Origin of the sequence: Janthinobacterium sp. 13 (assembly GCF_002749695.1) — a bacterium.
Taxonomy (GTDB): Bacteria; Pseudomonadota; Gammaproteobacteria; order Burkholderiales; family Burkholderiaceae_D; genus Janthinobacterium; species Janthinobacterium kumbetense.
In genome coordinates, this window is the sequence record NZ_PEEQ01000001.1 from 2788945 (window position 1) to 2814608 (window position 25664).

28 protein-coding genes and 1 tRNA gene are annotated in these 25664 nt (G+C 64.1%); 10 read left to right on the plus strand and 19 right to left on the minus strand.

The genetic code is table 11. The annotated features are described in order from the left end of the window. Nucleotides 1–11: 11 nt before the first annotated feature. From CLU94_RS12285 to mscL, 3 genes are read right to left on the minus strand one after another with little or no spacing between them, the layout of a single operon-like run. On the minus strand, nt 12–704 hold the full coding sequence (locus CLU94_RS12285) for a DUF2461 domain-containing protein (RefSeq protein ID WP_099665812.1): 693 nt from the start codon (nt 702–704) through the stop codon (nt 12–14). 21 nt (nt 705–725) lie between these two features. Further along, entirely contained in the window at nt 726–1886 is a 1161-nt protein-coding gene (locus CLU94_RS12290) for a Do family serine endopeptidase (RefSeq protein WP_180278647.1), read from the minus strand. Nucleotides 1887–1925: 39 nt separating this feature from the next. Then, entirely contained in the window at nt 1926–2375 is a 450-nt protein-coding gene (gene mscL, locus CLU94_RS12295; protein WP_046681989.1) for a large conductance mechanosensitive channel protein MscL, read from the minus strand. A 414-nt stretch (nt 2376–2789) separates the two neighbouring features. On the opposite strand from mscL, the gene petA reads away from it, so the two are divergent. From petA to CLU94_RS12330, 7 genes are all read left to right on the plus strand, one after another. Next, nucleotides 2790–3398 carry a ubiquinol-cytochrome c reductase iron-sulfur subunit gene (gene petA, locus CLU94_RS12300; RefSeq protein WP_034783594.1) on the plus strand — a complete coding sequence of 203 codons (609 nt, stop codon included), beginning with the start codon at nt 2790–2792 and terminating at the stop codon, nt 3396–3398. A gap of 2 nt (nt 3399–3400) precedes the next feature. After that, on the plus strand, nt 3401–4813 hold the full coding sequence (locus CLU94_RS12305; protein ID WP_099668284.1) for a cytochrome b: 1413 nt from the start codon (nt 3401–3403) through the stop codon (nt 4811–4813). Between the two features lie 36 nt (nt 4814–4849). Continuing rightward, the gene (locus CLU94_RS12310; RefSeq protein WP_099665814.1) at nt 4850–5614 is read left to right on the plus strand and encodes a cytochrome c1; all 765 of its coding nucleotides are present in this window, start codon (nt 4850–4852) and stop codon (nt 5612–5614) included. Between the two features lie 120 nt (nt 5615–5734). Beyond that, nucleotides 5735–6346, plus strand: a complete 612-nt coding sequence (locus CLU94_RS12315; RefSeq protein WP_010394154.1) for a glutathione S-transferase N-terminal domain-containing protein — start codon at nt 5735–5737, stop codon at nt 6344–6346. 137 nt (nt 6347–6483) lie between these two features. Continuing rightward, nucleotides 6484–6996 (plus strand): ClpXP protease specificity-enhancing factor, encoded by a 513-nt coding sequence (locus tag CLU94_RS12320; protein ID WP_099665815.1) that lies wholly within the window; start codon nt 6484–6486, stop codon nt 6994–6996. Nucleotides 6997–7022: 26 nt separating this feature from the next. Beyond that, nucleotides 7023–7098 (plus strand) — tRNA-Thr (locus CLU94_RS12325). 219 nt (nt 7099–7317) lie between these two features. Next, nucleotides 7318–7524, plus strand: coding sequence for a dodecin (locus CLU94_RS12330; RefSeq protein WP_071325761.1), 207 nt, complete (start codon nt 7318–7320; stop codon nt 7522–7524). Nucleotides 7525–7551: 27 nt separating this feature from the next. Here CLU94_RS12330 and CLU94_RS12335 read toward each other — a convergent pair whose 3' ends face one another. Continuing rightward, the gene (locus CLU94_RS12335; protein ID WP_099665816.1) at nt 7552–7863 is read right to left on the minus strand and encodes a hypothetical protein; all 312 of its coding nucleotides are present in this window, start codon (nt 7861–7863) and stop codon (nt 7552–7554) included. Nucleotides 7864–8025: 162 nt separating this feature from the next. Here CLU94_RS12335 and CLU94_RS12340 point away from each other — a divergent pair, with 162 nt between their 5' ends. Both CLU94_RS12340 and CLU94_RS12345 read left to right on the plus strand, forming a co-directional pair. Next, entirely contained in the window at nt 8026–8400 is a 375-nt protein-coding gene (locus CLU94_RS12340; protein ID WP_099665817.1) for a hypothetical protein, read from the plus strand. Nucleotides 8401–8611: 211 nt separating this feature from the next. Next, a complete protein-coding gene (locus CLU94_RS12345; protein WP_099665818.1) occupies nt 8612–9616 on the plus strand; it encodes an EDSAP-1 family PEP-CTERM protein in 1005 nt (334 codons plus the stop codon). Nucleotides 9617–9669: 53 nt separating this feature from the next. Here CLU94_RS12345 and CLU94_RS12350 read toward each other — a convergent pair whose 3' ends face one another. The 14 genes from CLU94_RS12350 to CLU94_RS12410 form a co-directional block, all read right to left on the minus strand. Further along, a complete protein-coding gene (locus CLU94_RS12350; protein WP_099665819.1) occupies nt 9670–10746 on the minus strand; it encodes a LytR C-terminal domain-containing protein in 1077 nt (358 codons plus the stop codon). Between the two features lie 11 nt (nt 10747–10757). Beyond that, entirely contained in the window at nt 10758–11696 is a 939-nt protein-coding gene (locus tag CLU94_RS12355; RefSeq protein WP_099665820.1) for a type II secretion system F family protein, read from the minus strand. A gap of 119 nt (nt 11697–11815) precedes the next feature. Then, on the minus strand, nt 11816–12793 hold the full coding sequence (locus CLU94_RS12360; protein WP_099665821.1) for a type II secretion system F family protein: 978 nt from the start codon (nt 12791–12793) through the stop codon (nt 11816–11818). A gap of 10 nt (nt 12794–12803) precedes the next feature. Beyond that, nucleotides 12804–14150, minus strand: a complete 1347-nt coding sequence (locus tag CLU94_RS12365; RefSeq protein WP_099668285.1) for a CpaF family protein — start codon at nt 14148–14150, stop codon at nt 12804–12806. 50 nt (nt 14151–14200) lie between these two features. Beyond that, nucleotides 14201–15370 (minus strand): AAA family ATPase, encoded by a 1170-nt coding sequence (locus CLU94_RS12370; RefSeq protein WP_099665822.1) that lies wholly within the window; start codon nt 15368–15370, stop codon nt 14201–14203. Between the two features lie 52 nt (nt 15371–15422). Further along, entirely contained in the window at nt 15423–16031 is a 609-nt protein-coding gene (locus tag CLU94_RS12375; protein ID WP_099665823.1) for a TadE/TadG family type IV pilus assembly protein, read from the minus strand. After that, a complete protein-coding gene (locus tag CLU94_RS12380) occupies nt 16021–16503 on the minus strand; it encodes a TadE/TadG family type IV pilus assembly protein (RefSeq protein WP_099665824.1) in 483 nt (160 codons plus the stop codon). Before CLU94_RS12380 ends, CLU94_RS12375 begins: the two co-directional genes overlap by 11 nt. After that, on the minus strand, nt 16500–17927 hold the full coding sequence (locus CLU94_RS12385) for a pilus assembly protein TadG-related protein (RefSeq protein ID WP_180278648.1): 1428 nt from the start codon (nt 17925–17927) through the stop codon (nt 16500–16502). Before CLU94_RS12385 ends, CLU94_RS12380 begins: the two co-directional genes overlap by 4 nt. Then, the gene (locus tag CLU94_RS28365) at nt 17917–18219 is read right to left on the minus strand and encodes a hypothetical protein (protein ID WP_180278649.1); all 303 of its coding nucleotides are present in this window, start codon (nt 18217–18219) and stop codon (nt 17917–17919) included. Before CLU94_RS28365 ends, CLU94_RS12385 begins: the two co-directional genes overlap by 11 nt. Before the next feature lie 16 nt (nt 18220–18235). Continuing rightward, a complete protein-coding gene (locus CLU94_RS12390; RefSeq protein WP_099665826.1) occupies nt 18236–19666 on the minus strand; it encodes a type II and III secretion system protein family protein in 1431 nt (476 codons plus the stop codon). Between the two features lie 38 nt (nt 19667–19704). Further along, a complete protein-coding gene (cpaB, locus tag CLU94_RS12395; RefSeq protein ID WP_099665827.1) occupies nt 19705–20562 on the minus strand; it encodes a Flp pilus assembly protein CpaB in 858 nt (285 codons plus the stop codon). Next, nucleotides 20559–21932, minus strand: a complete 1374-nt coding sequence (locus tag CLU94_RS12400) for an ATP-binding protein (protein WP_099665828.1) — start codon at nt 21930–21932, stop codon at nt 20559–20561. The genes cpaB and CLU94_RS12400 overlap by 4 nt, the downstream gene beginning before the upstream one ends. Before the next feature lie 93 nt (nt 21933–22025). Beyond that, nucleotides 22026–22559 carry an A24 family peptidase gene (locus CLU94_RS12405; protein ID WP_099665829.1) on the minus strand — a complete coding sequence of 178 codons (534 nt, stop codon included), beginning with the start codon at nt 22557–22559 and terminating at the stop codon, nt 22026–22028. 54 nt (nt 22560–22613) lie between these two features. Beyond that, the gene (locus CLU94_RS12410; RefSeq protein ID WP_034752975.1) at nt 22614–22796 is read right to left on the minus strand and encodes a Flp family type IVb pilin; all 183 of its coding nucleotides are present in this window, start codon (nt 22794–22796) and stop codon (nt 22614–22616) included. A 481-nt stretch (nt 22797–23277) separates the two neighbouring features. Between CLU94_RS12410 and CLU94_RS12415 the strand changes: the two genes are divergently transcribed. Further along, complete coding sequence (locus CLU94_RS12415; protein WP_099665830.1) at nt 23278–24324, plus strand: GGDEF domain-containing protein; 1047 nt, start codon at nt 23278–23280, stop codon at nt 24322–24324. On the opposite strand, the gene CLU94_RS12420 is transcribed toward CLU94_RS12415, so the two are convergent. Continuing rightward, nucleotides 24321–25547: an HD-GYP domain-containing protein gene (locus CLU94_RS12420; protein ID WP_099665831.1), complete on the minus strand. Its 1227-nt coding sequence runs from the start codon at nt 25545–25547 to the stop codon at nt 24321–24323. The genes CLU94_RS12415 and CLU94_RS12420 overlap by 4 nt on opposite strands. Nucleotides 25548–25664: the final 117 nt, after the last annotated feature.

A 25664-nucleotide genomic window follows, 5' to 3' on the forward strand; every position in this document is an offset into this window, starting at 1 on the left:
TCCTTCCGCAATTACTCGGTGACTTCCTCCGGCTCTTTCGCGCCGCGCATCCACTCGACCAGCGGCCACGCATCCTTCAAGCCTTCCGCCAGGGTCGGCAGCAGTTTCTCGGGTTCGTTCACGGGCAGCGGTATTTCGGTCCAGACAAAAAAGCTCTTCAGCTTGATGAATTCGATATGTTCGGCGTCCGCCTCGAAGCCCTTGGGCGGGCGCTGCAACTTGCCCTCGTTCTGGATGGTGCCGAAACGGGCTTTCAAACGCTTATTTTTCAGCACTTTGGAAAACCCTGGCGCGTCGTTGAGCATATGCTCGCGCAGCGCCTTCAGGCGCCCGGGCGGCGGCATGTATTCGCCGGCGCCGAACAGCAAGTTGCCCTGGCCATCGATCTGCAGGTAATACGTGGGACCGCCCGCCTTGCTGGGACGGCGCATGTCGTTCGGCGCGATGGCGGCCGAAAAGCGCGTTTTATACGGGCTTTTATCGTGCGCAAAACGCACGTCGCGGTTGATGCGGAACAAGGCCTTCTTCGGATTGCAGTACTTCACGGCCGGGTCAAACTTGCCCAGCTCGCCTATCAGCGACGTCACCAGCGCAAGGAATTCCTCGCGCAGGATGTCGTAGCGGGGCTTGTTCATGACAAACCAGGGACGGTTGTTGTTGTCGCTCAGTTCACGTAAAAATTGGGTCAAGTCACGCACATGCATGTGTCAAATTCCGATCAGCAACTATTTGGAAAGCTCTTTCGGGAGGGGGCGCTTGCCCACCATCACGTCGAGCGCCGCTTCGCGATTCTTGCGCAGCACCGTCATTTTAGCTTTTCCGCCGGGCGGCAGTTGGGCGATCAGGTTCAGCATTTCCGTCGTGTCGCCGACGGGCTTGCCTTCCACCGTCAGCAGGATGTCGCCGGGCACGATGCCCGCCTTGTCGGCCGGGCCGTTGCGCACCACGCCGGCGATGATGGCGCCGCTGCTGCGCTGCAAGTTGAAGCTTTGCGCCAGCTCGGGCGTGATGTCCTGCGTTTCCACGCCGATCCAGCCGCGCACCACGTGGCCATCCTTGATGATGGCTTCCATCACGGTTTTCGCCGTCGAGACGGGAATGGCGAAGCCGATGCCGACGGAGCCGCCGCTTTGCGAGTAGATCGCCGTATTGATGCCGATCAAGTTGCCGCGCGTATCGACCAGGGCGCCGCCCGAATTGCCGAAGTTAATCGCCGCATCCGTCTGGATGAAATTTTCAAAGCTGTTGATGTGCAGGTTGTTGCGGCCCAGGGCGGAGATGATGCCCATGGTCACCGTCTGGCCCACGCCGAAGGGGTTGCCGATGGCCAGCACCACGTCGCCCACGCGCGCCAATTCCGACTGGCCCAGCACGATGACGGGCAGCTTGTCGAGGTTGATCTTGATCACGGCCAGGTCCGTTTCCGGGTCCAGGCCCACCACCTTGGCGGGCGCCTTGCGGCCATCCGTGAGCACGACTTCGATTTCGTCGGCGCCTTCGACCACGTGGTTGTTGGTCAGCACATAGCCTTCATGGCTGACGATGACGCCCGAACCGAGGCTGTTTTTCAAGTCGTCGTCATCCTCGCCGTCCGGGTCGCGGTCGCCGAAGAAACGTTTGAAGAAGGGATCGCGCGCCAGCGGATGGGCGCCGCGCTTGGGTACTTGCAGGGTGAGGATGTTGACGACGGCGGGCATGGCGCGCGCCGCCGCGTCGCGGTAGGAACCGGGCGCCAGGCTGCTGGACGCCGTTTCCACCACGGGCACCGGTTTAGTCGGAGAGCCCAGTTGCTGTACCCGGCTGGCCGGGCGCAGCGCGCCGTACACAAAGTACAGCGCCAACGCGATCGTCACGGTTTGCGCAAACAATAACCAGAATCGTCGCATAACACTCCACCCAGGTCAGCCGGCCGGTGCCGGAACGACTTATTTTGCCAGATCGTTGCTATTCTGTCCGTTCTTCTGCAGGGAGTCGCGGATTTCACGCAGCAGCACGATGTCTTCCGGCGTGGCCGGTGCCGGCGCCGGCGCGACCGGTTCGCTGCGACGGGCCTTGTTCATCAGGCGCACCATCTGGAAGATGATGAAGGCCAGAATGACGAAGTTGAGCAAAATGGTCAAAAAATTGCCGTAGGCCAGCACGGCGCCCGCCTTTTTCGCTTCCACCAGGGTCAGGGTCGTCGCCTGGCCATTCAGGGGCAGGTAGTAATTGGCGAAATCGAGGCCGCCGAAAATGCGGCCGATGGGCGGCATGATCACGTCTTGCACCAGGGAATCGACAATCTTGCCGAAGGCACCACCGATAATGACACCGACCGCCAGATCGACGACGTTACCCTTCATTGCAAATTCTTTAAATTCTTGCATCATTGCCATGAAATTTCTCCTTCGGATATGTATAAAAAACATGCCGATCATACTATTGATTCCTGGGCACACCAACTTGTGGTTGCCGGCGAGACCAATTCCGGCACAGCCGCGCGCATCTAGTTCGAAAGAACTAGCCACCTCCTGCAAAAGTATATAAATTATGGTACAAGCAACGTTTTTGTTTTATTCGTTGTTTGCTTCACTTATAATTTGCGGTTGCCAGAAGCGGCTTTTTCGCTTCCGGATAATCAACAAGAAACTGGCATGGGCTGCGCCATAGTCCGAAGTTCCGCAGGGATGTTGCCACTTTACCGTACGAAGATGCGGGTTGCGGCAATCAGTGGGAAAGAGCTTCGGCGACGGGTTTTTCGCGGCTGCCACTCATAATAAAGATTCGCATTTTGACTGATTGGGGTTTGCATGAGTAACGAAAAGCAGGTCGATTCAGGCCGTCGCGGCTTGCTCGTCGCCACGTGCGCGGCGGGCAGTGTAGTTGGATTGGCAACCGCGGGAGCCTTGGTAAGCACCTTCCAGCCGTCGGAGCGCGCGAAAGCGGCTGGCGCGCCGGTCGAAGTAGACATCACCACCTTGCAACCCGGCGAAATGCGCACCGTCGAATGGCGCGGCAAGCCGGTCTGGATCCTGAAGCGCACGCCGGAAATGATCGCGTCGCTCAAGCAAACCGATGGCAAGGTCGCCGATGCCAATTCCCAACGCAATCCCGCCGAATTCACGCCCGAATACTGCATGAACGAGGCGCGTTCCATCAAGCCTGAAATTCTCGTCGCCGTCGGCATCTGCACCCACCTGGGCTGCTCCCCTTCCTCGAAATTTACCCCCGGCCCGCAACCGTCGCTGCCCGATGACTGGGAAGGCGGCTTCCTGTGCCCTTGCCATGGCTCCACCTTCGACATGGCTGGCCGCGTGTTCAAGAACAAGCCGGCGCCGGACAACCTGCAAGTGCCGCGCCATATGTACCTGAGCGACACCAAATTGCTGATAGGTAAAGACGAGAAAGGCGAGGCTTGATCATGGCTGCTTTCAAAGAAACGAAATTCCCGGCAGACGCTCCCGTCGCCGAAAAAGCGCTGGGCTGGGTCGATGACCGCTTTCCCCTGACCAAGCTGTGGAACGACCAATGGGGCAAGTACTACGCCCCGAAAAACTTCAACTTCTGGTACATCTTCGGTTCGCTGGCCATGCTGGTGCTGGTGCTGCAGATCGTCACCGGCATCTTCCTGACCATGCACTACAAACCGGATGCGGCCCTGGCCTTCAATTCCGTCGAGTACATCATGCGCGAAGTGCCGTGGGGCTGGCTGGTGCGCTACATGCACTCGACGGGCGCCTCGGCCTTCTTCATCATCGTCTACCTGCACATGACGCGCGGCCTGCTGTACGGCTCGTACCGCAAGCCACGTGAACTGATCTGGCTGTTCGGTTTCGCCATCTTCCTGTGCCTGATGGCCGAAGCGTTCTTCGGCTACCTGTTGCCATGGGGCCAGATGTCGTACTGGGGCGCACAAGTGATCGTCAACCTGTTTGGCGCCATCCCGCTGATCGGCCCTGACCTGTCGCTGTGGATCCGCGGCGACTACGTCGTTTCCGACGCGACCCTGAACCGCTTCTTCGCCTTCCACGTGATCGCCATCCCGCTGGTACTGCTGGGCCTGGTTGCAGCGCACTTGATCGCCCTGCATGAAGTCGGTTCGAGCAATCCGGACGGCATCGAAGTGAAGGAAAACCTGGGCGCCGACGGCCACCCGGTCGATTCGATTCCTTCGCACCCGTACTACACCGTGCACGATTTGTTCGGCGTCTCGATCTTCCTCGTCATTTTCAGCGCCGTCGTCTTCTTCGCGCCGGAAATGGGCGGTTATTTCCTTGAATACAACAATTTCCTGCCGGGCGATTCGCTGAAGACCCCGCTGCACATCGCGCCAACCTGGTACTTCACGCCGTTCTACTCGGTGCTGCGCGCCACCACGGCCGACTTCATGTACGTGCTGATGGGTGTCGTGGCTGCCTACGTGGTGTTCATCTGGCTCAAGTCGCGCCTGTCGACGACGGTCAAGTCTGCCATCGCCGGCATCGCCATCGTCGCCATCATCGGCATGCTGCCGCAAGTGCTGGACGCGAAATTCTGGGGCGTGGTGTTCTTCGGCGGTTCCGTCGTGATCCTGGCCTTCTTGCCATGGCTCGACCATTCCCCGGTGAAATCGATCCGCTACCGTCCGAACTGGCACAAATATGTGTACGCCATCTTCGGCCTGTCGTTCCTGATCCTCGGCTACCTCGGGACCCAGGCGCCAACGGATACGAAGACCATCGTGTCGCAAGTGTGCACCCTGATTTACTTCAGCTTCTTCCTGTTGATGCCATGGTGGAGTGCAATGGGCAAGTTCAAGACCGTGCCGTCGCGTGTGACGTTTCACCCGCACTAAGCCGCTCTCACGCCACGCTCAAAGGACATACATCATATGAAGATTGCAAAAAAACTGCTCGCCATCCTGGCCTTCGTGCCCGCCATGGCTCTCGCCAGCGAAGGCGGCTTTCCGCTGGACAAGGCTCCTGACCGCCAGACCAACATGGCAGCGCTGCAACATGGCGCCAAATTGTTCGTCAATTATTGCCTGAATTGCCACGCCGCCGTGTCGATGCGCTACAACCGCCTGCGCGACCTGGGCTTGACGGAAGACCAGATCAAGCAGAATCTGTTGTTCTCAGGCGATAAAGTCGGCGACTTGATGACGACGAGCCTGGCACCGCAGGACGCCAAGGCTTTCTTTGGCGTCGTACCGCCGGATTTGTCGGTAATTTCGCGCGCGAAATCATCTTCCGCTGGCACAGGCGGCGACTACCTGTATACTTACCTGCGTACGTTCTATAAAGACGACACTCGTCCGACCGGCTGGAACAACATGGTCGTGCCGAATGTTGCCATGCCGCATGTATTATGGGAATTGCAAGGTGTCCAGTCTGCCAAGTTCGTGGAAGAGAATGATCCGCACGAAGCTGGCAAGAAGATCCACAAATTTGCCGGCTTCGAGCAGGTCAAGCCAGGTACGTTGAACAAGATCGAGTATGACAATGCGGTAGCCGACCTGGTCGGCTACATGGAGTGGATGGCCGAACCGGCACAGCAGACACGCAAGCGCCTGGGCGTGTGGGTGCTGCTGTTCCTGTCGGTCTTTGCTCTGCTGGCATGGCGCCTTAACGCGTCGTTCTGGAAGGAAGTCAAATAAGTGAGGCGCCGGCCATAGGCCGGTTTATGCCTGTTTCTGCGTTGTCCGCATGAGTGGACAAGCGACCTGGGGTGAGCCGTTCGCGGCTTCACCCCCTTTGTTTCTAAGGAACTATAAAAAATGATGGTTCTCTATTCGGGTACAACCTGCCCATTTTCGCAACGCTGCCGCCTGGTCCTGTTTGAAAAAGGCATGGACTTCGAAGTGCGCGACGTCGACCTGTTCAACAAACCGGAAGACATTTCGACCATGAATCCGTATGGCCAGGTGCCTATCCTGGTCGAACGCGAACTGATCCTGTATGAATCGAACATCATCAACGAGTACATCGATGAGCGCTTCCCGCATCCGCAACTGATGCCGGCCGATCCGCTGATGCGCGCCCGCGCGCGCCTGATGCTGTTCAATTTCGAAAAAGAACTGTTCGTGCACGTGCACGTGCTGGAAAGCGAACGCGCCAAGAGCAACGACAAGGCCCACGACAAGGCACGCGCGGAAATCCGCGACCGCCTGACGACCCTGGCGCCGCTGTTCCTGAAAAACAAGTACATGCTGGGCGACGAATTCTCGATGCTCGACGTGGCTGTCGCGCCGCTGCTGTGGCGCCTGGACCACTACGGCATCGAATTGTCGAAGACGGCCGCACCGCTGATGAAATACGCCGAACGCATCTTCTCGCGTCCTGCGTACATCGAAGCGCTGACGCCATCCGAAAAAGTGATGCGTCGTTAAGATATTCCCGGCAAGCAACGCTTGCCGGGACATCTTGAGTCAACTAGCACGCCGTTTGGCTAGTTGCTCTGCCTCATTGAACTACCGGTGCGCCCGCCTCATGCTGACGGGGGCGCTCCCGCCTCACCGTGCCTACCATGTCTGAAATCTCAACCAAACCTTATATGCTGCGCGCCATCTACGAGTGGTGCACCGACAGCGGCTACACGCCTTATCTCGCGGTCAAAGTCGATTCGCGCACCACGGTACCGATGGAATACGTGAAAAAGGGCGAAATCGTGCTCAACATCAGCTTCGGCGCCACCAGCGGCCTGAAGATGGACAACGACGCCATCCGCTTCCACGCCCGCTTTGGCGGCGTCTCGCGCGAAATCTACGTGCCGGTCGACAACGTGATGGCCATCTACGCCAACGAAAACGGCCAGGGCATGGCTTTCGAGCCCGTGCTGGGCAACGATGACCCGGACGCGCAACCGACGGACAGCCCGGCCTCCGCCGACGTCCCGCCACCCGTGCTCGCCCCCGCCGCCAGCGGTCCCACCCTGTCGTCCGTGCCGACCAGCTCCCCCGAACAACGCGACAGCGCCACGCCCGGCGACGACGAGCCACCAAAAAAAGGCGGCCGCCCGACCCTGACACGCATTAAATAGCGTATAATTCGCAACGCGCAGTTTTTGCCGACTTAGCTCATTTGGTAGAGCAGTTGATTTGTAATCATCAGGTGGCCAGTTCGAAACCGGCAGTCGGCACCAGAATTCAGCAGTAAATCAAAGGGTTACCCGCTTCGGCTGGTAGCCCTTTTTTCTTTTCCCACGCCTGCGGAAGCCATCCGGAACACGGACACGCATCGTCATCCAGGTTGACGCATTGCTGCACCGCGTAATGACGTCCAGCACATTTAGGCGCAAGATGAGCACGTGCTTGCGCAAAGCAGGCTCCCGATGTCTGGCTTGCCTACCTGGGGAAATATCATGTCCGCACACACTTACAAGCTGATCGAACTGGTCGGCACGTCGACCGAGAGCAGCGATCAGGCGATACGCGACGCCATTGCCAAGGCGGCGCTGACGGTCAAGCACATGGACTGGTATGAAGTGACCGATTCGCGCGGCCATATCGTCGATGGCAAGGTGGCGCACTTCCAGGTCACGCTCAAGGTCGGCTTCCGGCTCGAATAAAGGGATCGAGTAAAGCGAGCGACGCGCTCAGCGCCGCCCGGCCGCTCCCCGGCTCTCCAGCCACTCCCGGCCGCCGGCCTCCAGCGCGGTCTCGATGACCTTGTCCGGCAAGCTGTAGACGGTCGCCCAGCTGGCGCGGCCATCCTGCGTGTTGGCGGGAAAACTGTGCGTCTCGATCGGCCAGTGGTATTTGCGTTTCAATGCCTTGACGATGGCGGCCAGCGAGACGCGGCCTTGCAGCGGTTCGGCGCCGGACTGGTCGCTATTCGACAGCAGCACGGCCAGGACCTGGCCGCGGCCCGTGCGCGCGCCGGGGAAGGTGGGGGTTTTGTTTGCCATGGCCTATTTTACCGGGCAATGATCGGACGAGAGGCGATGTGCCGCACCTTTGATACGGCGCAAGCGCCGCAGCGGCTTTGCGTCCACGATGGGCATTTCGCCAGGCGTGCCGGCGCCCCTCCGGCAGCCTGGGCCTATCATCATGGGGCACAGGAGCCTATCATGCACAGCCTGAACATCCACGCCATGCAATGGCAACCCGTCGCCGATATTTCCGCCGTCAATCCGCTGCTGCCCGACGATCTGGCCTGCTTTCGCGAGCTGCGCGACGTGCTGCAACGCTACGGCGCGCTCGACCGCTTCGGAATTTCCCTGATCCACCGCCATTTCGACATCGCCGACGACGAAGAGCTGATGGAGTACACGGATGCGGAAGCACGCATCTTGACGGTCAAACCTGTCAAGAAAAGCGACATCGACTGGAATCACACGACGATTACCAACTGGAAATTGACGGAAGGCGAGGAAGTGGCGCGCATCGGTTGCGGCTGCGCACGCAATTCGGGCGGCCACCTGGGCTATCACCGGGGCACCTGAGGCTGGCCGACGGCGCCCGCCAAGCGGCGTCGGCCTTTCTTACACTTCACTTCATCCAGCTCAGTCCGCTTTGTGCAAGCACTTGATTTCTTGTGATATTTTTGTGTGGCACGCAAGCTGCTTATCCCTGTCTACGAGATGAATCCAGGCAAGTCATTCTGGATTCTTTGTCCCCCGGATTTTCCGAGACTGACCACGACAAGAGGCTGCGATGAACGTTGATCACACACGAAGCAAGACCCTGGGCTGGCTGGGTGCACTGGCGGCGGCGAGCCTGCTGGCCAGCGGCCAGGCACAGGCCGGCGCGTACGGCCTGGCCGTCAATGAGTTGAACAATTTCCGCATCACCACCAGCGCCGGCGCGCTGTCGCTGGCCGGCGCCAACCGCAATGCCAGCGACAGCGCTTTTTTCGAAGGCGGCGTGGCCGTCAATCCGCGCGCCGTCAATACGGGCCCGGCCGCCAACGCCGACGTGCCGCAAGTGTGCTCGGGCGGCGGCTGCAGCGGCTTGCCGCAAAACCATTACGCCCCCAGCCCCAGTTCCACCCTGGAGTTTGCCCGCGGCGATGCGCATGCCTTCGGCAACATGCTCAATGGCGGCGCCAGCGTGAGCGCCGTGGCGGAAGCACAGCGCAACACGATCGGCGCCGCCACGGCCACGGCCGGCGACACGCTGACCGGCTCCGTCAACCTGACCCTGTCGAGCGCCGGCTTCATCACATTCAGCTTCATGGGACGGCGCGACCTGCGCACCAGCGTGACGACCATGGGCGACAAGTCGAACGTGTCGATCATGGATATCTTCAATATCTCGTGCAACAGTTCCAGCCCCGCCGGCTGCCTGTCGCACGCGAACGCCGATGGCGTAATCTTCCAGTTCGCGCCGGATGGCGATGCCAACAATGGCAGCGACATCAATGGCAACCATGGCGCCGGCAGCCTCGACCCGTTCAGCCTGAACATGACGGCCGGCACCAATGACCCCGCCACCGGGCGCGCCTTCACGAATGGCTTCGCGATGTTTTCCCTGACCTCGAATTTCGCCCTGCCGGCCGGCAGCTACACCCTGAATTTTTCCAAGTCCACGCGCACCGATATCGTCGTCATCGATCCGCCGCTTGCGGTACCGGAGCCGGGTACGCTGTTCCTGCTGGGCATGGGATTGGCGGCCCTGGCTTTTACGCGGCGCCGCCAGCCGCAATCATCGGCAGCATGAAAAACACGCGGCGCCCGCCAAGGCGCCGCGTTTTCTGTGCCGCTCAAGACGTGTTAACCGAGCCGTGCCAGCGCCTGGCGCGCCAGCTGCAATTGCTGCAGATAATAGCGGTGCAGCATGGCCGGATCGCTCAAGTCGCGCCCCAGTACCAGGCGCAGCTCGCTGGCGGGGCAGTCGCCTGCCCGGGTTTCTACTGGGGTTTGCACCTGCGTTCCCAACTGGCGCGCCAGCTGGCGCGCCGCCTGCTCCTGCGCGGGCCGGTACTCGACGCGCGTGCGCGCCACCTGGAAGCCGGTTTCATTGGCCAGGCGCACCACTTGCACGGGAGCGCCGGCCAGGCTGCGCGCCAGGGCGGCGGCCAGGCCAGGCACGCCGTTGCCATTCACAATTTCCAGGCGCGGACGGGGCACGGCAGGAGCCGGCATGGACCGCTCGGCCGTGACAACGGGCACGCTGCGCGCGGCGGCCGGCACGCGCTGCAAGCGGGCCATGCCGTCGCCTTGCGTGATCTCGATGCGCGCCATGGCGGGCGCATCCGGCAGCGGCGCGGCCGCGGGCACGCCCGGCGGCGGCGCCGCGTTGCGCAAGACGGCCATGTCGCTCCGTAAATCGTGTTCCTGCAGGCTCTGCGCCTGGCGCCGCATGACGGCCGCGCGCGCGTGCTGTCCCAGCCGTTCGAGCACTTGCGCCAGGTGCTGCCAGGCCAGCGCATTGAGCGGATCGAGCAGACACGCCTGTTCCAGCGCAGTCAACGCTTGCGCATCGCGCCCGCGCAAATAGTAGGCACGACCGAGATTACTGAACAGATACGCCTGTTGCGGCTGCGGCGCACCGGCTTCCTGCGTCAGGGCCAGCCACTGGGCGATCGCCGCGTCGTGCTCGCCCCGCTGCGCATGCAGCACGGCCAGGCCGTTGCGCGCATTCACATGGCGCGGCGCGGCGCGCAAGGCTTGCGCATAGGCCGCTTGCGCGGCCGGCAAGTCGCCCCGCTCGAAATGCTGGCGCCCCGCCGCATAGGCGGCATCGGCGTCCGGCCACTGCGGCAACGGCGCGTGGGCCGGCGGCGTGGTACAGGCGGCCAGGCCCAGGCAGGCGCAGGCGGTGGCCAGGCGGGAAATCGTCAAGCGCATGGTAGCTCCTTTCAGCGGTTGGCCATGGCCGGCACGAGCACGCGATAGACTTCGATCACGGCCGGACCCATGAGCACCAGCATGAGGGTGGGAAAGACGCAAAAGATCAGCGGGAACAGCAGTTTCAGGGCGATCTTCGCGGCCGCCTCCTCGGCCAGCAGGCTGCGCTTGCCACGCAGGTTTTCCGAGTGCACGCGCAGCGAGTCGCCCATGCTGGTGCCGAAGCGTTCCGACTGGATCAGCATGGCGACGAGGGTGTCGACATCTTCCACGCCGCTGCGCAAGGCCAGGTTGCGCAGCGCCTTTTCCTTGGAAAAGCCGGCGCGCATTTCCATCAGCACCAGCTGCAATTCCTGCGCCAGCACCACGCTTTTGATGTGGATTTCGCCCGACACCTTCACCAGCGCGCGCTCCAGGCTCAGGCCCGCTTCCACGCACACGGTCAGCAAGTCGAGCGCGTCGGGGATGTTTTCAAAGATGTCGCGCTGGCGCCGCTTGGCCGTGCTGGCCAGCACCAGGTTGGGCAGGTAATAGCCGACGGTGGCGCTGACGCACAGCAGCAACAGCAGCACGCTGCGCAGTTGCGCCGCCATCGCACTGGCAGCGTACAGCCCCAGCACGGTGGGGAACAGCAGGGCCAGCACGGTCTTGGCCGCAAAGTACAGGCCCGGCGCGCTGGCCTGGCGCCAGCCCGCGTTCATGAAGCGCGTGCGCAGCGGCGAGCGCTCCCAGCCCTCCTCCGGCAGCGACAGCTTGCTGAACGGCTGCGCCACGCGCGCCACGCGCTCCACCCAGCCCGTGTCGGCCACCGCCTCGCTGGCGGCCGGCGCCATGGCACCGAACAGGCGCTGGCGCAAGGCGCCGGGAAAGAAGATCAGCCACGCCAGCAGGGCCAGCGCCACCACCACGGCGAAGACGATCAACAGGAACAGCAGTTGCGGGCCAGTCATGGCATTTCCTCCGATTGATCGACTGACAAAACGTTCAGGGCTAGGCGTGTCGCCGAAGGCAGTACGACAGTACGACAAGGCGACGCAACAACGCCATGGACTTTTTTTCAGGCGATCTCTTAGATGCGGATGCGGATGACGTTGCGCATCCACACGACGCCCAGCGCCACCATGCCGGCCGCGTACCACAGCAGTTTGATGCCGCTGGGATCCGTCCACAGCAGGCTGATGTATTGCGGGTTGACCAGCGCCATCACGCCGATCATCACCACCGGCATCAGCCCCAGCACCCAGGCCGACATGCGCCCCTCGGCCGACAGCACGCGCACCTGCCCCAGCAGCTTCAGACGGGCGCGGATGATGCGCGCGATGCTGACCAGCACTTCGGCCAGATTGCCGCCCGATTCGCGCTGCACCAGCACGGCGATGACGAGGTAGCGCAAATCCGTCAGCGGAATGCGCGCGGCCAGGTTTTGCAGCGCCTCGTTCATCGGCACGCCGTAATTGATCTCTTCGTGCGCCATCTTGAATTCGCCGCTGATCGGCTCATTGAGTTCATCGCCCACCATCTGCAGCACATTCGAAAACGAGTGCCCGGCGCGCAGCGCGCGGGCCAGGAAATCGGCCGCTTCCGGCAATTGCGCCTCGATCTTTTTCAACCGCGCCGCGCGCGCGCGCAGCACGACCATGCACGGCCCGCCGCCCGCCACGCCCAGCAGCAGCAAGGCGCCCGGCAGCGGCATGGGCCAGATGGCCAGCCACAGCAGCGCCAGCAGCAGCAAGCCGCCCGCGCCGCCCAGGAACTGCGCCACCGACCAGGACAAGCCCGATTGCAGCAGCAGGTGGTCGAGCTTTGCCGCCTGCGGCAGGCGCCGCAGCCAGCGCTCCAGGCCAGGCGAACGCGCATAGCGGCGCTGCTTGAGGATGGAAACCCGCTCGCCGCCGGCCTCGCCGCGCGCCGCCATCAGCCGCAAGCGCCGGTTGATGCGCCGCGCCGCGCTGCCGTGCGTGCCCGCCCACCACAGCCAGGCGCCTTCCACCATCAGGATGCAGGCGGCGAACAGCAGCACGGCAAAGCCGTAGAACACCAGGTCCATGATGCTTCCTTTATTCGTAGATGCGGTCCGGGTCGAACACCGTGTCCGGCACGGGCGCGCCGAACATGCGCAAGCGTTCCGTGAAACGGGGCCGCACGCCCGTGGCGCAAAAGTGGCCCAGCACCTTGCCTGCGGCATCGACACCCGTCTGCTCGAAGCGGAAGATTTCATGCATGGCGATGATGTCGCCCTCCATGCCCGTCACTTCCTGCAGGCTGACCAGCTTGCGCGCGCCGTCCGTCAGGCGCGACACCTGCATCACCACCGTCACGGCCGAACAGATCTGCTGGCGCGTGGCGCGCGGCGTCAGGTTCACGCTGGCCATGCCGACCATGTTTTCCAGCCGCGCCAGCGCATCCCTCGCCGTGTTCGAGTGGATGGTCGCCAGCGACCCTTCATGCCCCGTATTCATCGCCTGCAGCATGTCGAGCGCCTCGGCGCCGCGCACCTCGCCCAGGATGATGCGGTCGGGCCGCATGCGCAGCGCATTGCGCACCAGCGCGCGCTGGCTCACTTCTCCCTTGCCCTCGATATTCGGCGGGCGCGTTTCCAGGCGCACCACGTGCGGCTGGCGCAGCGCCAGTTCGGCCGCATCCTCGATGGTGACGATGCGCTCGCTGCCGGGAATGAAGCCGGACAGCACGTTGAGCAGGGTCGTCTTGCCGCTGCCCGTGCCGCCCGAGATCAGGATGTTGACCTTGGCCTGCCCCAGCGCCTGCAGCACCTGCACCATGGGCGGCGTCAGGCTTTTATAGTCGAGCAGGTTGGCGATGCTCAAAGGCTGCACGGCAAAGCGCCGGATCGACAGGATCGGGCCATCGACGGCCAGCGGCGGAATGATGGCGTTGACCCTGGAGCCGTCCGGCAGGCGCGCATCGACCATCGGGCTCGATTCATCGACCCGCCGTCCCACGCGCGAGACGATTTTTTCGATGATCTTCATCAGGTGCGCATTGTCGTGGAAGGTCACGTCCGTCAACTGCAGCCGCCCGCCCCGCTCCACATACACCTTGTCGCAGGTGTTGACGAGGATATCGGAGACGCTGGCATCGGCCAGCAACGGTTCCAGCGGGCCGAAGCCCAGCATCTCGTGCTGGATGTCGAGCACCAGGCTATGCCGCTCGTGCTGGTTCAGGACGATGCGCTCTTCCTCGATCACGCGCTGCACCAGCAGCGCCAGCTCGTGCTTGAACTGCTCGGCCGTCAGGCGTTTCAGGCGCTCCAGGTCGATACGGTCGAGTATCGTCTGGTGCATGGTCTTTTTCAGTTCCTGGTAGGCGTGCAGCGCCAGCGCCCCTTGTCCATTCGTGGCGGGGCGCACCGTTTCATTCGCCGCCAGGCGTTCGCGTAAAGTCATCTCGGCTCCCATGATGGCTCCCGGCGGGAGCCTTGACATCCATCCCCGTCCTAAGCCTCGCTGCGGCTGAACAGGCGGTCGAACAGGCCGCGGCTTTCCGTCACGCGGCGCGCCGTCACCAGTTCCACCAGTTCGGCCAGGCTGCGCGCCACGGCGCTGGTGCGCGACAGCTGCAGCAGCGGAATGCCCTGGTTGACGGAATCGGTGGCGGCGATGTAATCGTTGGGCACCGTGTGCACCACTTCCGCGCCCAGCGCCTGCTCCAGGTCCGCCAGGCGCAGGCGGCCACCCTTTTCATAGCGGTTGACGATCAGGCGCAAGCGCTCGCCCGGATAGCCGAGCGAGCGGAAGATGTCGAGCAGGCGGCGCCCGTCGCGGATGTCGGGCAAGGCCAGCTGCAGCACCGGATAGATGGCGTCGGCGTTGTCGAGCGCGCGCAGCGACAGCGCATCGATCTGGCGTCCCACGTCGAGCACGATGTAATCGTAGTGCTGGCGCGCCACGGCCAGGATGCGGTCCATGTGCTCGGGCTGCATGTCGACCTTGTGCGCCGGGTCGTCGGCCGCCGCCAGCACGCCGAAGTTCGGCGTGATGTGCACCAGGCACGAGGCGAGAAAGGCGCCGTCCATGCGCGCGATCTGCGCGCAGATGTCGGACAGGGTCATGGCCGGCTTCTGGTCCGAGACATACAGGGTGGCGTCGCCGAACTGGCCGTGCAGGTCGATCAGCAGCACCTTGCAGCCGGCCAGGCTGGCCAGCGCGTAGGAAAAATTCGTCGACAGGAAGGTGGCGCCGCTGCCGCCCTTGCACGAGATGAAGGCGAGCACTTTGCCGTCGCGCATCTGCGTCACGCCGGCCTGGATATCGACCCGGTCCATCGCTTCGTGGAAGGCCTTGTGCACCAGCGGCAGCTGCAGCACTTCGCGCATGCCGGCGCGCATGGCGCGAATCAGCACATCCTGCTGCTGGCCGCGCGTGAGCAGCATCAGCACGGCCAGCGGATACTGGCGCGCCAGGCGCTCGAGCAGGTCGGCTTCGTCGGCATCGATGCCGCTGGCGTCGACGATCACCAGCTCGGGCGCTTCGGGCAGCATGCGCTCGACGGCGTCGCGCAAGCCGCTGCGCCGGTCCAGCAGCCGCAGCACGGGCATGCGGGCCGCGCCTTGCGCCGCGATTTCATCGTGCAGGCCGGCGTCGCGGGTAATCATCAAGGCTTTCATCACCCCTCCTTCATTCAAGGCAATACATTCGGCTGCGCCGACGCACTGGCGCTCATGGACAAAAGCCGGGATTGTCCGCATAGCCCAGCGACTCGGCCACCGCCATGGTGGTCCCGCTGGGCAAACGTATGGCGCCTGCGCCGGAGGGAAACATCATCCCCAGCAGCGGCAGGATGGGCCGGTACGGCACGCGCTCGCAGCGCGCGCCGACGCCGGGCTGGCACAGGCGCGCGCGCACGAAGCGGATGCAGCTGGCGCCGTGCGGATCGTCCAGGCAATTGATGCGGTTGCGCTGCGGGCAACCCGGCAGCACCGTCACCGGCAGTACCGCCAGCGCGGCGCCGCCAGCGCTCTCCGACAGATAGTCGATGCGCACATGCGCGTCGCCGAGGCCGCCGCCCAGCGGCAGCGTGCCCGGCGTGGCGCGCAGCACGGCGTGCGTGCGCAAGGCTTGCAAGGCGCCGGCATCGCTGAAATCGGTGACGGCGGCGGCGCGCGCCGCGCGCCGGGTAATTTCATGCACCATGTTCCACATGTACACGGCGCGCGCCACTTCCAGCATGGCGAACAGGAACAGGAAGAACAGCAGCGCCAGCATGGCGAATTCGACGGCGAAGACGCCGCGCTGGCGCTGCCGGCGGAGGTGCGGGTTAATGGACATAGCGCAATGTCGCGTTGGCGCGCAGCGGGATCGGCGCCAGTTGCGGCAGCCACTTGCGGGTCAGCGCAGGCAGGAAATCGACCGGCATGTCGGCGGTGACCTTGATGCGCACCTGCAGCGGCGCCGTCGCGTAGCTGCCGCAGCCATAGGAATCGTCGGCATACACGCAGTCCACGTTGACCCTGGCGGCCTCCATGCCCGGCCAGCTTTCCGCCATCGCCTCGACCACCATCTGCCGGGCCAGGGCGGCGCCCTGGTTCGCCGTGCCGATGCTGCCCATCTGCGGCAGCGGCATGGTCGCCATGTAGCGCGCCGCATCGTGCGCGCTTTTTTGCAGGGCCGTGTACACCAGCAGCGCGCGGCCGAACAGCAGCACGAAGGGCAGCAGCGCCATGAAAAACAGCAGGATCAGCGCCAGCTCGATGGCGGCGACGCCGCCCTGGCGGCGCGCGGCGCGGCGGAGCGGCCTCATTGCAGCAGCTCCGCGGGGCCGGCCAGCGTGCCCTCGTCCACCAGCCCGTCAAATTCGGCGCTCAATACGCCATTGCTGGCCGGCGCCGTCATGAAGAAGCGGCCGATGCCGCGCACCCGCGCCAGCACGTCGCTGCCCGCCGGCACGGGGCAAGCCAGCAGGGGAATATGCAGCAGCCGGCGCTGCGCCACGCCCGTGTTGCCGGTCGGCGCCGTCTGGAAGCCCAGCGTCTGGTAGGGCGGCGTGGCAGGGTAGCCGGACTTGGCGGCCGGCGCGGCCGGGCTGGCCGGATACAGCCTGGGCCAGTCGCTGGTGGCAAACGGCAGATAGCCGCCGGCCGGCTTCGGGTTGCTGTACCTGGCCGCCCTGGAAAACGACCACAGCGGTCCATAACTGCCGACGGCGGGCGGCGTCGCGTTCGATTCCGGATCGGCCACGGACAGCAGCGGGTTGCCCGTGCTCAGGGCGCTCGGCGCGTCGGGCGTGTTCATCATCCACCAGCTCGGGGCCGTATTCGGATAGGCGCGGATATTCGTGTCGGGCGGCGCCGTGACGGCATGGCAGCCGCTGCCCGCATGCTGGTTGAAGCGCGCATTGAAGGCCGTCCACAGCGCGGCGGGAAAAGGCCTGTGCACATGCACCTGGGCGCTGCCGATGCGCGGATACAGCACCGTACCGCTGCAGACAAACGGCAGCACGCTCGCTTCGCCGACCTGCTGCGACGGCCCCACCACGCCCGGCTGGCCCAGCGGATTGAGCACGAAGTGTTCAGCCGCGGGGCCGTGCGGATTGAGTTTTAACAGGTTATACGCCACGCCGCGGCGAAAGCCATACTCCAGCAACTCGACGGCCGGCAGCAGCGCCGCATTCGTGCGCGGACTGGCCGCGCTGGCCGACAGCGCGCAGATGGCCAGCGGCATCAGGCGCAAGCTGGTGCGCCCCGCCACGGCGCGCGCGCCCGTGTCCAGGGTGCGCAGCGCCGGCGACCAGGCACCGAGAAATGCCGTCGCCACCCGTCCCAGCGAGGGGGTATTGGCCTGCGTATCGACGCGCACGAACAGCGCCGTGGCGGCGTCGGGCACGGCGCCAGCCGCATGCCAGCCGCTGGCAGGCGCGTCGGGCGCGCTGGCGAAGCGGATGCTGGCGTCCGACAAAGTCGCGCCCTGCATGCGGCGGCGCCATGCGCTGCGGTCGGCCGCACTGCCCTTGGCTTTTTCCACGGCGACGAGCAAGCCCTCGGGCGTGCCCACCAGTTCCGCGGCGGCCGCCATCGCCGCATTGTCGGCCAGGTTCTGCAGTTCCGTCTTGCGGCCGATGACTTGCCCCACATCGAGCGCCAGGCCGATAAAGCCCAGCACCACGATGAGCAGGATGGAAAAGGCGATCAGCATCGCCCCGCGCTGGTGCTGGCGTCTATTTGCCACTGCCGCCTCCCAGCATGAATTGCACCGGCTGCGGCGCCTGGGCATTCGGTTCGGCGAACGAGGCGCGGTAGCGCTGCATGACGGCGTGCGCGCTGGGTCCGTCGAGGCCATCGGCCGGCCGGCGATTGCCCGCGCCGGCCGGATCGCGCACCTGCTGCGCCATGGACAGGCGCACGGCGTCGCCGAAGCGCCGGTCCAGCTGCGGCGTGCTGCCGTGCGCGCAGGCGGCCAGTTGCAAGGCCAGGACCAGGGCGGCGCAGCGCCGCAGCGACGTCAAGAGCGAGTTCGGCATGGCGTATCTCCCCGTCTCATTTCAACTCGAAACCGTTGGCCGCGCGCGGCGGCGGCACGGATGGCGGCGCACCTTCCATCTTGCCTCCCAACATCAAGTCCATGCGCGAAGGCGGCGCCAGCTGCGCCGTCGGCAGCACGGCATCGGCCGGCAAGGGTTTGACCAGGTGCGCGGTAATGACGAACAGCAATTCCGTGCGGTCGTGCTGGAAATCCGTGCTGCGAAACAGCGCACCGAGGATGGGCACTTCGCTGAGCCAGGGCACGCCCGTGATGTTGCTCACCTGGTTATTCTTGATCAAGCCGCCGATGGCGTAGCTCTGGCCGTCGTACAGCTGCACCGTGGTCGAGGCGCGCCGCGTGGTGATGACGGGCAAGATCGAACGCCCGCTGACGCCGGCGGCGGAAATGCCCACGCCCTCGCGCGACAGTTCCGACACTTCCGGCGCCACCTTCAAATTGATGCGCCCGCCCGACAGCACGGTGGGCGTGAAGCGCAGGCCGACGCCGTATTCGCGCTCTTCCAGCGTGATCTTGTTGTTGTCCTGGCCGACGGGAATGAAGATCTTGCCGCCGGCCAGAAAACTGCCTTCCTGCCCGCTGATCGCCATCACCGTCGGTTCGGCCAGGATGCGCACCAGGCCATCCTGTTTCTGCGCCTCGATGGTCAGCTGCTGGCGGCCATTCGACTTGCGCACGTCGAGCAAGCCATTCGCCGTGCCGCTGAGGAAGTTCGACAGCAAGGTGGTGGCCCAGCTGCCGGACGCGAGGCGCAGGGTGGCGCCCACTTCCAGCCGTTCCAGCAGGGACTTCGACACTTCGGCAATCTGCACGGCCAGCATCACCTGCTGCGGCGCGCTGACGTCGAGCATGTTGATGATGCGGCTGTTTGCGCCGCCCGCGCCGCTGCCGGGCGCCGTGGCGGCGGGCGGCATGGCGGCCCCATCGGCCGGCTTGGGCAGCGCCAGCGCGACCGTGGCGCGGCGCACGTAGGCGTGCGCCAGCTCGACGGCGCGCAGTACGGCGCCCGCATCTTGCACCGTGCCCGACAGCACCAGGGTATCGGCCACGGCCGTGACGCGGATGGCTTTTTCTTCCGGCATCAGCGCCGCCAGGGTCGTTTGCAGGCCGGCCGGGTCCATGCTGACGCTGACGTTCACCACGCTGCACACGCCGCTGCGGCCCTGGATGATCATATTCGTGCTGCCCACGTCGACGCCGACCACGTACAAGGTGTCGGGCGCGACCAGCATGGCTTGCACCACGGCCGGGTTGCCGACGCTGCGCTGCTGTACCGCCTCGGGCAGGCGCAGCATGCTCGACTTGCCCACCTGCAGCTGCAAGTGGCCGGGCGAGGCCGCTTCACCGCCGCAGCGCGGGCCAGGATCGGCCGCCGCGCCGGCAAACGGCGACAGCAGGCAGAACATTATCAGCAGGGCGCGGTTCATGAGCGTGTCCATGGTTGAGCAAGGCAAGGGCCAAAAGGCTAAAAACATTCGCGCGACTGGCGCGTCCCGTCGATGACGCCGCTGCACAGGCGCTGCGGCGCCGGCGGCGCCTTCGCCACGCGCACGGGACGCGGCGCGGCGGCCAGCACGGGCGCGGCGGCAGGAGGGGCCGGTTCGGCTTCGTGCGGTCCGCCCAGCAGGGTCAGCTTGGTGGCGCCCGCCGTCACGCCCGGCTGCGGGTCGACCTGGTTGCGCAGCACCAGCGACAGGCTGCCCACGCTGCGCGCCAGGTCCAGGTTTTCCGCCTGTTCCGGCGTCACTTCCAGGGTCACCGCATTGACCACGCGCGGCTTGGTCTCGTCGCGCCCCACTTCCTGCGCCACGGCCAGCACGAGGATGCGTTCGAGGACGATCTTGGAAATGTTGCGGCTTTGCGGAAACGCGCGGTCGCCGGCATCCTGCTGGGTGCTCACGATGATGTCGACATAGTTGCCCGGCAAGGCGAAGCCGGCCACGCCGATCACATCGTTGACGCGCACGGTGATGGCGCGCCGCCCTTCCGTGATCAGGGCCGACAGGCCGCCCAGGGTGCCGGCCGGCGCCAGCTTGGCTTCGCTCAACGGCTCGCCGCGCAGCACGCTGGTTTTCAGCACCCGTCCCGCCAGTGTGGCCGGGTCTTGCAGCGCACCCTGCGGCAAGCTTTCCGCCGGCCATTCGGCCAGGCGCAGCATCTCGGGCGTCAGGCGCTGGCCCAGGTTGACATCGCTGGCGGCCACGACGATCTTGCCCTTGCCGGCCGGCGTCTGGCGCAGCAGCCAGTGCGAGGCCAGCAGCACGGCCAGCAAGCCCAGCACGACCGCCAGGCCCATCATCAGGAGGGCGCGCCGGTTCTTCATGCGATACGCTCGCACAGGCTGGCGGCCGGCATGTCGCAGCTGGCGAACAGGCTGCCCCAGGCCTGTTCCAGGGCGACCACCGTCAGGCGCGCCTCGCTGCCGGCAAAGCCGGCGAAGTCGCCTATGCGCGCCAGCAATTCCTGCGGATAGCTGGCCAGCAAGGGCCGTCCCTGCGCGCCATGCAGTTGCAGCAGATGGTTCAGGGCTTGCTCATCGATGGCCATGCCGGCCAGCCGGCATTGCTGGCGGAACAGGGCGCGATAGGCGCTCTCGGTCAGCGGCCCCACCTGTACCTTGTAGCCGATGCGGCGCAGCAAGGCGGCGTCAAACAGCTCGTCCGGCGGCACGTTCGTGGCCAGCACGAGGGCATTGTCGAACGGCACGCTGATCTGCACGCCGCCGGGCAAGCCCAGCTGGTCGCTGCCGCGCGCCAGCGGCTGCATCAGCCGCGTCAACAGTTCTTGCGCCCCCAGGCGCTGGCGGCCCAGGTCGTCGATGATCAGCATGCCATTGTTGGCGCGCACATGGGGCGGTGCCTGGTAGCAGCCGCCGCTGGCGTCATGGCGCAGCTCCAGCATGCCGGCGTCGAGCTCGGCGCCCACGTGGATCACGGGACGCTGGCACAGCACCCAGCGGATGTCCGTGCTGCGCCGCTCCAGCGCCTGGCGCGCATGGCTGACGTGCTGCGGCGCGGGCGGCAGGTGCTGGGCCGGGTCATACAACTGGATGATGTCCTGGCCAACGACGATGGCGTACGGCACGGCGACCAGCCCGTGCAGCAATTGTCCCAGCTGCAGCGCCAGGGTCGACTTGCCGCTGCCGGGCGGACCGTACAGCAGCAGCGAGCGTCCCGAATGCAGGGCTGCGCCGACCACGTCGAGCATGCCCGGCCCCGCATGGGCGCCCCCCAGCACGGCGGCCAGGTCGTCGCTGCCGACGCGCTGTTCCTGCGCCAGCCACGACTGGCGCGCCACCATGGCGCGGTACGCTTCCAGGGTGACGGGAGCGGCGCCGATATACGCGCAGCGCTCGAGGAAGGCGCTGGCGCGCTGCTTGCCGGCGCCCGTCAGCTGGTACTGCACGTCGATATCGGATTCGCCGCGCCAGGCCACCTCGGCCATCTGCTCCGTCACCATGAAATCGAGCACTTCGCGCAAGACATTGATCGACAGGCGCAAGCGCGTCGTCAGCGCGGACAGGTGCGTCTTGCCGCCCACAAACATCAGCTTGGCGATCAGCTCGACCACCAGCGGCCGCTCGAGTCCCGTTTCACGCAAGCTCTTCGGTTGCGGCGGCAGGGGCGGCATCAGGTTCGCGTCGGCAGGGCGCGGCGCACTCTCGGTGCTCAGGGAATAGTCGACCTCGGTCATGCTGCGTCTCCAAGCCGGTTAAGAGGGCATTCAACAGAATTCATTCTAGCGAGCGGAGACTGGCGCCCATTGATCAAGAGCAATGAATACCAATCAGAAATAATGACGCCCCTGCACCGTCAGGCAGCCCAGGGCAATGGCCAGGCCGTACGGCATGTTGCCCACGCTGGCCTGGCTGCCGAGTGCAGTTGGCGCCAGGGGAATGCCGGCCATGCGCGCGATCATCGGCCACAGCAGCTGGCGCAGATTGCCCAGGCAGGCGCGCCACTTGCCCTGCCAGGTGATCATCAGCACGGCCATCACGCCGCCCAGGACGAACGTGGCGAAACAGATCTGCAGCACGGGCCAGGGACCGGCAAAGGCGCCCGCCATGGCGATCAGCTTGACGTCGCCGGCGGCCATGCCGCGCAGCACATACAAGGGTAAAAAGAGGAAAAAACCCGTCGCCATGCCGCCCAGCCACACGGGCAGTACGCTGTGCGGCCACAGCCACAGGTGCAGGGCCAGGGCGGCGAGGATGCCGGACAACACCACACCATTCGGTATCTTGCGGCGGATCAAATCACTGACGGCGGCCCCCGTCACGAAGCACAGCAACAGCAAATCGCACAAGGCGGTTGCAGGCATGGCACACCTCCCGAAAAAAAACCCGCCACTGGCCGGCCAGCGGCGGGCACCCGCTTAGGGCGTCAACACCAGGTTCGACGAAATGTCGGTGAGGACGGCCAGCAAGTTGGTCTTGATCAGCAAGAAACCGGCCGTGATGGCGGTAGCCATCAAGGCCGCAATCAAGCCGTATTCGATTGCCGTAATGCCATCCTCATCCTTGACAAACTGCTGTACTGCCGACAGGAAGGTATGCATGACAAGCTCCCAAAAGTGAATCACAAGTCCCTGGCGCAATCGGGTGTGAAACATTGCCCATTCCTGCTAATATGTTTCCTGCCGTAAATTTCTGCGCCATTGCATTGACTATAAAGCGTCCACGTTTTGGCAAATTGACGCGCCACAAGTTTCCATATGGAAATTATCAAACCCTGTCGACATGTCGGCTGACGCAAACAAATGTTGCGATCTGGATTGAAAGCCTTCGTCAGGGCAAGTTTTTTGCAATGCAGTGCATGAATCTCATGTATTTACATGAAATATTGCATACGTTAATTGCCTATTAGGCAAAAAGACATTATCCTGCTTAGCTCTTCTTTGGAAAGGCCTCTCGCCCGGCGGTACAGAGCGTCATGCCACCAAATAAATCTTGGCTTCTTGTAGACGGACGCGAACATGCTCTTGCTTGATGCAATGCTGGTATGACGACACTTGTGTGACTACTTTCCAGAGATCGACAATGGATTCCCTACTGAAACACATGGTGGACATGACCGGGCACCGCGACCACACGATGCTCGACATCTCCGTGATCTCGGCGGTCCAGGAACTCGCTGCCGCATCGCAGACCCGTGTGCTGGCCCTGACCACCGTGCGGGGCCAGGTGTTCGTGCGGTCGCGGGCCATCATCGTGGCGGGCAGCGTGGCCCGCATGGAAGAGCATACCGATCCTACCCTGCCGGGCGAACCGCTGTCGGACTACCCGGCCCTGGCCGCCTGCATCAAGCGCCATGAAGCGAGCGCCGACACCCTGTGCGCCGACGGCCGCCACCTGCTGTGGCTGCCCATCTGGATCGGCGACCAGGTCACCACCTGCCTGGAAATCACCAATCCCACGCCCTACACGGGCGCCACCATCCAGGTGATCGGCGGCATCGTCAGCGTATACCGCAATTTCCAGAACCTGCTCGACTACAGCGAACGCGATTCGCTCACCGGTTTGTTGAATCGCAAGACCTTCGACGACCAGCTGGCAAAAATCCTGCAAAGCCGCGGCGAACCGGAAGCGGAAAAGCCGCGTCCCGTGGATGAAGAACGGCGCCACCATACGGACACGGAACGGCAATGGCTGGCCGTGATCGACGTCGATCATTTCAAACTGGTCAACGATAAATTTGGCCACCTGTATGGCGATGAAGTGCTGATCCTGATCGCCAACCAGCTGCAATCGTCGTTCCGCTCGCAAGACCGCATCTTCCGCTTCGGCGGCGAGGAATTCGTCGTGCTGCTGCGCTCGATCACCCTGGAAAATGCGCAGAAAATCATCGACCGCTTCCGCACCAATGTCGAGGCGCACGACTTCCCGCAAGTGGGCAGGGTGACCGTCAGCGTGGGTTTCGTCAGCATCAACGCCTACGAGGCGCCCGTCATCATCCTCGGCCGCGCCGACCAGGCCCTGTATTACGCGAAAAGCCATGGCCGCAACCTGGCGTGCCACTATGACGAGCTCGTCGCAAAAGGCTTGCTGACGACGATCACCTCGAACGATACGGCGGAATTCTTCTAGGCATCCGCGAGGGAAAGAAAGCGCATGGGATCGACCTGCCACTTGGCGGCCGACTCATGGCCGACGATCTTGTCGGCGCCGCCGAAGCCGAAGCCGCGCGACAGGTCGACCGTTTCCGGCTTGATGTAGGTCTTGCTCTTCGTACTGAAAAACACATTCACCTTCGGCGCCAGCAGATTGCTTTCGTGCGCCTCGATGACGACGGCCAGGCGGCCCGATTCCAGCATCACCATGGTGCCTACCGGATAGATACCCACGCAACGCATGAAATCCTGCGCGAACACGGGATTGAAGTGGAATTTGCTCCACTCGTAGATCTTGCGCAAGGCTTCGGCCGCGGGAATGCCCTTGTGATAGCTGCGGTCCGACGTCAGCGCGTCATACACGTCGACGATGGCGGCCATCTGTGCCAGTTCGCTGATGGCGTCGCCGGCCAGCTGGTCAGGATAGCCGCTGCCGTCGCGCCGTTCATGGTGGTGCAGGGCGATATCGAGCGGTATCGCGCCCACCTCGGGCGACTGGCGCAGGATGTCGTAGCCGTCGCGCGGATGGCGCTTGATCAGGGTAAATTCTTCCGGCGTCAACGGACCGGGCTTGTTCAGCACGCTGTCGGGCACCAGCGCCTTGCCCGTGTCGTGCAGCAAGCCGCCGAGGCCCGCCTGGTGCGTGGTCGTGGCATCGATGCCGCGCGAGCGGCAAAACGCCACCAGCAGCGCGCACACGCTGACGGAATGCAAAAAGGTGTAATCATCCTTGGTCTTGATGCGCAACAAGCCGACGAGGGCGCCGGGATTGCGCAGGATCGATTCGGTGATGTCTTGCACCGTGTGCTGCACGCGGTCGAGCTCGACCGCCTTGCCCAGGCGCACATCGGCCATCACCGTGCGCACCAGGCTGGTCGCCTGCCGCCGCACTTGCGTGGCGCGCGCCAGTTCCATGCCCAGCGACACGCGCGTGACCACTTGCAGCGGCGCGGCGATCTGCACCAGTTCGCGCTCCGTCTCGGCGCGCGCCTGCGCCACGGTGGGCGCGTCCTGCACGTCGAGGCCCTTGCCGCTGTCGATTACCACGTCGTGGATGCCGGCCTGCATGATCTTGCGGATTTCATCGTCGCTGCGCAACAGGAAACGGTTGCGCACGAATGGATGCGTCATCCAGTCGCAACTGAGGTCATGGATGTACATGCCCACTTTTAATTGAGACGAATCAACTTTCTTGAGCATGCTGTCATCCCACAAATACACGGCTGGAGCACCGAAGGCGCTAGAATGAGTATAACAAAATTGTTATTCTGCTGGCCGCGTTCGGCGCCGTGGCGCAACACCCGGTTTTTTCCGCTC